The sequence below is a fragment of the Mycobacterium sp. TH-M25 genome (genome assembly GCF_057473665.1).
The window spans coordinates 1-6,391 of the sequence record NZ_JBYCLA010000507.1; the positions used below are offsets into that span (position 1 = coordinate 1).

Here is a 6,391-nt window from a genome sequence, read left to right on the forward strand (position 1 = left end):
GAACGACCACTTCGTGCCGGTCGAGAAGCCCGCGCCGCCGCGGCCGCGCAGCCCTGAGTCCTTGACGGCGGCGATCACCGCGTCGGGGTCCATCGTCAACGCCTTGTCCAACGCCTGATAGCCGTCGTTGCGGCGATACGTCTCCAGCGTCCACGATTGCGGGTCATCCCAGAATCGGCTCAGCACCGGTGCCAACGGTGTCGGTGACCCCATTACTTGCCCTCCCCTGAAGCATCCGGAGACGGTGCGGCCATCTTCTTGGCCTTGGCAACCTCGAGGCCGGCCAGCGTCGCCGCGCCGGCACCGCCTTGGCCGTCGTCGGGCCGCGGGTCGGGGAAGCCGGCCAGAATCCGCTCGGTCTCCTTGAACGTGCCCAGATTTCCGCGGGTTGGTGCCGGGGGATCACCCGAGCGCAGACCGTCGACCAGCGTGCGTGCCGACTGAAGGGTCTGGTTGTCGTAGAACTCCCAGTTGACCATGACGACCGGCGCGTAGTCGCACGCTGCGTTGCACTCGATGTGTTGCAGCGTGATCTTTCCGTCGTCGGTGGTCTCGTCGTTGCCGACGCCGAGGTGGTCCTTGAGCGAGTCGAAGATCGCGTCGCCGCCCATCACCGCGCACAGCGTGTTCGTGCACACGCCGACCAGATACTCGCCGGTAGGTCCGCGTCGGTACATGGTGTAAAAGCTTGCGACAGCGGCAACCTCGGCTCCGGTCAAACCGAGTTGTTCGCCGCAGAATTCCACGCCGGCCGGCGTTATGTAGCCGTCGTGCGCCTGCACCAGGTGCAGCAAAGGCAGCAGCGCCGAGCGCGGGTCGGGGTAGCGGCCGATGATCTCCTTGGCGTCGAGTTCCAGTTGCGCCTGCACGTCGGCCGGATACGACTGCGGTGCGCCATCGGTGACGAATTGGCCGGGCTCCTCTGGCGGCGGGCCGAGCCGGAGGAACACCCGCTCGCCATGGCCGGTGCCGGAGTCGCTGTTGCCGGCGCTGGACTGCGGTGCTGCGGTCATCGGTCCACTCCGCCCATCACCGGGTCGATACTGGCCACCGCGGTGATGACGTCGGCGACCATGCCGCCCTCGCACATCGCCGCGACCGCTTGAAGGTTGGTGAACGAGGGGTCGCGGTAGTGCACCCGGTACGGGCGGGTGCCGCCGTCGCTGACCATGTGTACACCCAATTCGCCGCGCGGCGATTCGACGGCGACGTAGACCTGTCCGGCCGGCACCCGGATTCCCTCGGTGACCAGCTTGAAGTGGTGGATCAGCGCCTCCATCGAGCCACTCATGATCTTCTCGATGTGCTCCGGGGAGTTGCCGAGTCCGTCCGGACCGACTTTCAGGTCAGCCGGCCAGGCGATTTTGCGATCCTCGATCATCGTCGGGCCGGGCTTTAGTTTGTCCAGGCACTGCTCGACGATTTTCACCGACTCCGACATCTCCTTGACGCGAATGATGTAGCGGCCGTAAGAATCACACCCGTCGTCGGTGATGACGTCGAAGTCGTAGTCCTGGTATCCGCAGTAGGGCTCGGTCTTACGCAGGTCGTGCGGCAACCCGGTGGACCGCAGGATCGGCCCGGTGACTCCCAGGGCGACACAGCCGGTGAGGTCGAGGTAACCGACGTCCTTGGTACGGGCCTTCCAAATCGCACTCTCGTTGAGCAGGTTGCCCATCTCGTGCAGCACGCCCTTGATTTCCTTGAGGGCCGTGGCGATTTCGGTCTTGGCGTCCGGTGGCAGGTCCTGCGACACACCGCCGGGGCGGATGTAGGCACTGTTCATCCGGAGCCCGGTGATCGACTCGAACAGCGTGAGGATGATCTCGCGGCCCTTGAAACCGGTGAACATCGGCGTCATCGCGCCCAACTCCATGCCACCTGTCGCCAACGCGACCAGGTGCGACGAAATCCGGTTGAGCTCCATCATCATCACCCGGATGACGTTGACCCGCTCGGGGATCTCGTCGGTGATTCCGAGCAGCTTCTCCACACCCAGGCAAAAAGCGGTCTCGTTGAAAAATGGTGCCAGGTAATCCATTCGGGTCACGAATGTCACACCCTGCGTCCAGTACCGGTACTCGAGGTTTTTCTCGATTCCGGTGTGCAGGTAGCCGATTCCGCAGCGGGCGTCGGTGACGGTTTCACCCTCGATCTCCAGGATCAGTCGCAGCACGCCGTGGGTGGACGGGTGCTGCGGACCCATGTTGACGACGATCCGTTCGCCGGGTTCGCCGCGCTCCCGGGCGGCCTCGACCACCCTGTTCCAATCTTGGCCCGTGAGCGCAATCAAGGTGTCCGAGCCGTCACCGTTGGCGGCGCTCGTGGTTTGGCTCATTAGTTGTAGGACCTCCGCTGGTCGGGCGGGGGAATCTGGGCGCCCTTGTACTCCACTGGGACACCGCCGAGCGGGTAGTCCTTGCGCTGCGGGTGTCCCTGCCAGTCGTCGGGCATCTCGATGCGGGTCAACGAAGGGTGGCCGTCGAAGATGATGCCGAAGAAGTCGTAGGTCTCGCGCTCATGCCAGTCGTTGGTCGGGTAGATCCCGAACAACGAGGGGATGTGCGGATCACCGTCTGGTGCAGCCACTTCCAGCCGGACCCGGCGGGTGTGGGTGATGGAGCTCAGCGGGTACACCGCGTGCAGTTCGCGGCCGGTTTCGTCGGGGTAGTGCACGCCGCTGACGCCCAGGCACAGCTCGAACCGCAGTTGCGCGTCGTCGCGAAGCCGGCGGGCGACTTGCGGCAGCAATTCGCGGCGCACATGCAGCGTCAGCTCGTTGCGGTAGACGACCACTTTCTCGATGGCGTCGGCGAATTCGACGTTGTCGTCGGCTTTCAGCACTTCCGCCAACCGGTCGACGATTTCGTCGAAATAGAAGCCGTATGGGCGTGGGCTTCCCTCGTCGATGGTGACCTGACGAATCAGTCGTCCGTAGCCGGAGGTGTCACCGCTGCCGCGGACACCGAACATGCCGCGGCGGACGCCGATCAGGTCGGCGTCGGAGGCATCGCTGCCCACCGGGTTTCCGCCGACTTCGCTGGCCGCGCGCTTGGGGTCGTGATCCGGGGAACTCATCGCAGCAGCCCGAGGTGCTCGATCGTCGGCCGCGCGGAAAGGGCCGCTTTCTCGGCCTCGGCGATGGCCAGCTCACGGTTGACGCCCAGCGGCATCTCGTGAATCTTGTCGTGCAACTTGAGGATTGCATACAGCAACATCTCCGGCCGCGGCGGGCAGCCGGGCAGATAGATGTCCACCGGCACAACGTGGTCAACGCCTTGGACGATCGCGTAGTTGTTGAACATTCCGCCCGACGAGGCGCAGACGCCCATCGACAAGACCCATTTGGGTTCGGCCATCTGGTCGTAGATCTGGCGGAGCACCGGCGCCATCTTCTGGCTGACGCGGCCGGCCACGATCATCAGATCAGCTTGTCGCGGTGTCGCCGAAAATCGCTCCATGCCAAAGCGTGCGATATCGAATCGTGGTCCGGCAGTGGCCATCATTTCGATCGCGCAGCAGGCCAACCCGAAGGTGGCCGGCCACAGTGAGCTCTTGCGGAAATATCCCGCCAGTTGTTCGACGGTAGTCAACAAGAAGCCGCTGGGGAGTTTTTCTTCTATGCCCACGCCTTACCTCAATCCCAAGTCAATCCGCCGCGGCGCCACACGTACGCATAGGCCACGAAGACGGTCAGCATGAAGATCACCATCTCGATCAGCGCGAACATTCCCAGCTGGTCGTAGCTGACGGCCCACGGGTACAGGAACACGATTTCGATGTCGAAGACGATGAACAGCATCGCGGTCAAGTAGTACTTCACCGGAAAGCGCTGCCCACTGCCGGCGTGCGGTGCGTTGGCCGGTTGGTCGCTGGGCTCGATCCCGCATTCGTAGGCCTCCAGCTTCGCCCGGTTGAAGCGGGACGGGCCGGTGATCTGGGCCAGCGCGACCGAGCCGAGCGCGAAGGCTGCGGCGATCCCTCCAAGGACGAGAATGGGTAGGTAGAGATTCATCTCTCGACGACGCTTCCTCACTCTGGTCTAGGGCTGGACTGTGAGCGCAACCACAGCCTAGCGACCGTGTGGGGTCGCGCGCTCAGCAGGTTAGATGTGACCTCAACCACAACTGGATGATGGGGTGAGAGGATGACACGGGCGGGCGACGGCGGGTCACGCGAAAGACGCGAACAGCACAGGCTGCGAACAATTTTCGCCCATGCCCGCGCGACCGCAACGGGCCGGATTCAACGCCGTCGGGCGGTTGGGCCGCGCGGAATCGAGAAGGCGGTCAGGCGGTCAGCGCACCGGGGTACGCAGCAACTCGAGAACGGCCCGGCTCAGCCGGATCGGATCGATCGGCTGAGGGACCGCGGCCTCCGCGCGTGACCAGCTGGCCAGCCAGGCGTCGTCCTGGCGTCCCGTGAGCACAACGATCGGGGGGCCGTGGTCGATCTCGTCCTTGAGCTGTTTGGCCAGACCCATGCCGCCTTCGGGGGTTGCCTCGCCGTCCAGGATGGCCAGATCGATGCCGCCGGCGTCCACCTGCTGGACCACGACCGGCCCGGTCGCGATCTCGACGTAACTCAGTTCGGGCAGATCGGGATGTATCCGTTTGCCCAGGGCCGTCATGACGGCCTGCCGGGTGTTGGGGTTGTCGCTGTACACGAGGATCCGCAAGGTGCTGGTGGCAGACACGGTCCAGATCGTAGCGCCCGGCACGATTTAGTGCGGCGTCCGCACGAAGTACGCGTCGGCCGAGACCGTCGCCGTCTTCGCGACCATGCCCAGGCGGTTCCAGCCGATGTCGAACTGGTCGCGGTCGACTTCGGCTTTGGCCGTCACTCGCACACCGCCGCCGTCGAACGCACTGACCTGGACTGGCAGCGCAACGGGCGCGGTGACGCCTTTGATGCTGAATGTGGCCCGCAGGTCGGCGGCATCACCGCCGCTGGGCTCGATGCCGGTGACCACCACGCTGATCTCCGGGTGGCGGTCGACGTCGAAGAAGTCGGCCGAGCGGAGGTGCTCGTCGCGCTTACCGATGCCGGTTCGCAGCGAGGCCACCTGGACGTCGAGACGGCCGAAGATGGCTCCTCTGCTGGTGATTTGGCCGTCGGCGCTGACGACGGTGAACCGCCCTTTGACAGTGAGCAATCCCCAGAAGTTCTTGATGCTGAAGCCGACTGTGGAACGGTCGCGGTCCAGGCTCCACACCCCGGCGGTGTCCGGGTCGTTCAACAGTGTTGTGAGGTCGTTCATGGCGCTCCTTAACTCATGATCGGGGCGAGATCGGCGTGGGCTGCCGGCATCGGGTATCTCCTACTCGTCCTGGTAGCCGGGATGCGCCGCCGCCAGCCGGCGTCCGACCAGTGCCCGCAACGCGATCTGCACGGGCTCGTCGGCGCCGTCCACGTCACCGGCCCGGATCGCCGCGGCCAGCGCGGCTTCGTCGCGACAACCGAGCTGGGCCAGCGCCTCGTTCACGTCGTCGTCGGGACCCGCGAGCAGTTCGCGTTCCACCATCCGCAGTGCGTTGGCCGCCACCCTGGCATGGAAATTGATCTGACCCGAGGTTGACTGCCGCACCTCGGTCTCGAGGAACTCGGCGACGGCAGCGATGAGTTCCGCGGCGGTGGGACGGCCGTACGCAGTTGTCATCAGGTGGCCGGCGCCTCGGGTCCGCGGCCGACGCCGCTACGCAATGTCACCGACGCGGAGTACGCCGCCGTGCGGAAATGCAGAACCGGGTCGTCGGACGGCTCGATGCCGTCGGTGAGAGGCATCGGGTCGAAGACGACGATGTCACTGCCGTGCTCGCGTTCGGTGTCGGCGCCGATGTTCTCCAGAGTGCCGACGGTGCCGACCTGGTCGCTCTGCCAGGGCTTGGACGGGTCGACAGTCGAGTCGCCCTGCGCGGCGACCTGGACCTGATAGTGGAACCGAACCGGTTGGGCCGCAAGCCGATTGTCGAGTTCATCGACCAAAAAGTCTGGGCCGTTGGTTTTCGCGACGTCCGGCGGCAGGAAGTCCTCGCCGGCAACCGGGACGAGGTGGTAGGGCACGAATCGTGCGCTGCCGTCGGCGGCAATCCAGCGAAACGCGTGCAGGCCGCGGTAGGCGACGGTGCCGTAGCCGGCCGGTATTTTGTTCGCTTCCTCGACCACCGGCAGCGCCTTGACGAAGCGCGGCTGGGTCGCGGTGAAGTTGCCGCGGTAGAGCTTGCCCTTGGCGTGCAGCGCCCGGTTGCCGGGTTGGGCGCCACCCGTTGCCCGGATTGCCTCGATTGCCTGATCAGGAGTGGCCACAGCACAACCCTAGGCTTTCAACCGGCCCCCGCGACCGCGTTATCGAGCAAGTCGAGCAAGTCCCACTCGGTCTCGCACACGCGTC

At 65.2% G+C, this 6,391-nt stretch carries 9 protein-coding genes and 1 pseudogene; all 10 read right to left on the reverse strand.

Annotation, left to right across the window (positions count from 1 at the left end):
• Positions 1–213, reverse strand: a pseudogene (locus AC2VOU_RS17090) (NADH-quinone oxidoreductase subunit F); the annotation flags it as partial.
• Complete coding sequence (gene nuoE / locus AC2VOU_RS17095; protein WP_486958435.1) at positions 213–1,013, reverse strand: NADH-quinone oxidoreductase subunit NuoE; 801 nt, start codon at positions 1,011–1,013, stop codon at positions 213–215. The pseudogene AC2VOU_RS17090 and the gene nuoE, both read right to left, overlap by 1 nt.
• Positions 1,010–2,338, reverse strand: coding sequence for an NADH dehydrogenase (quinone) subunit D (nuoD, locus tag AC2VOU_RS17100; protein WP_486958436.1), 1,329 nt, complete (start codon positions 2,336–2,338; stop codon positions 1,010–1,012). The genes nuoE and nuoD overlap by 4 nt, the downstream gene beginning before the upstream one ends.
• On the reverse strand, positions 2,338–3,078 hold the full coding sequence (locus tag AC2VOU_RS17105) for an NADH-quinone oxidoreductase subunit C (RefSeq protein WP_486958437.1): 741 nt from the start codon (positions 3,076–3,078) through the stop codon (positions 2,338–2,340). Before AC2VOU_RS17105 ends, nuoD begins: the two co-directional genes overlap by 1 nt.
• The gene (locus AC2VOU_RS17110; RefSeq protein ID WP_486958438.1) at positions 3,075–3,629 is read right to left on the reverse strand and encodes a NuoB/complex I 20 kDa subunit family protein; all 555 of its coding nucleotides are present in this window, start codon (positions 3,627–3,629) and stop codon (positions 3,075–3,077) included. The genes AC2VOU_RS17105 and AC2VOU_RS17110 overlap by 4 nt, the downstream gene beginning before the upstream one ends.
• 8 nt (positions 3,630–3,637) lie before the next feature.
• The gene (locus tag AC2VOU_RS17115; protein WP_486958439.1) at positions 3,638–4,015 is read right to left on the reverse strand and encodes an NADH-quinone oxidoreductase subunit A; all 378 of its coding nucleotides are present in this window, start codon (positions 4,013–4,015) and stop codon (positions 3,638–3,640) included.
• Between the two features lie 282 nt (positions 4,016–4,297).
• Positions 4,298–4,696 (reverse strand): Rv3143 family two-component system response regulator, encoded by a 399-nt coding sequence (locus AC2VOU_RS17120; RefSeq protein WP_486958440.1) that lies wholly within the window; start codon positions 4,694–4,696, stop codon positions 4,298–4,300.
• Between the two features lie 27 nt (positions 4,697–4,723).
• A complete protein-coding gene (locus AC2VOU_RS17125) occupies positions 4,724–5,260 on the reverse strand; it encodes a YceI family protein (RefSeq protein WP_486958441.1) in 537 nt (178 codons plus the stop codon).
• A gap of 60 nt (positions 5,261–5,320) precedes the next feature.
• Positions 5,321–5,659 carry a DUF6285 domain-containing protein gene (locus AC2VOU_RS17130; RefSeq protein WP_486958442.1) on the reverse strand — a complete coding sequence of 113 codons (339 nt, stop codon included), beginning with the start codon at positions 5,657–5,659 and terminating at the stop codon, positions 5,321–5,323.
• Positions 5,659–6,306: a catalase gene (locus AC2VOU_RS17135; protein WP_486958443.1), complete on the reverse strand. Its 648-nt coding sequence runs from the start codon at positions 6,304–6,306 to the stop codon at positions 5,659–5,661. Before AC2VOU_RS17135 ends, AC2VOU_RS17130 begins: the two co-directional genes overlap by 1 nt.
• Positions 6,307–6,391: the final 85 nt, after the last annotated feature.

Bases quoted from the DNA above. Each gene is read 5' to 3' on its own strand.
- nuoE (WP_486958435.1), bottom strand. From the start codon at position 1,013: ATGACCGCAGCACCGCAGTCCAGCGCCGGCAACAGCGACTCCGGCACC.
- nuoD (WP_486958436.1), bottom strand. From the start codon at position 2,338: ATGAGCCAAACCACGAGCGCCGCCAACGGTGACGGCTCGGACACCTTG.
- AC2VOU_RS17105 (WP_486958437.1), bottom strand. From the start codon at position 3,078: ATGAGTTCCCCGGATCACGACCCCAAGCGCGCGGCCAGCGAAGTCGGC.
- AC2VOU_RS17115 (WP_486958439.1), bottom strand. From the start codon at position 4,015: ATGAATCTCTACCTACCCATTCTCGTCCTTGGAGGGATCGCCGCAGCC.
- AC2VOU_RS17125 (WP_486958441.1), bottom strand. From the start codon at position 5,260: ATGAACGACCTCACAACACTGTTGAACGACCCGGACACCGCCGGGGTG.
- AC2VOU_RS17130 (WP_486958442.1), bottom strand. From the start codon at position 5,659: ATGACAACTGCGTACGGCCGTCCCACCGCCGCGGAACTCATCGCTGCC.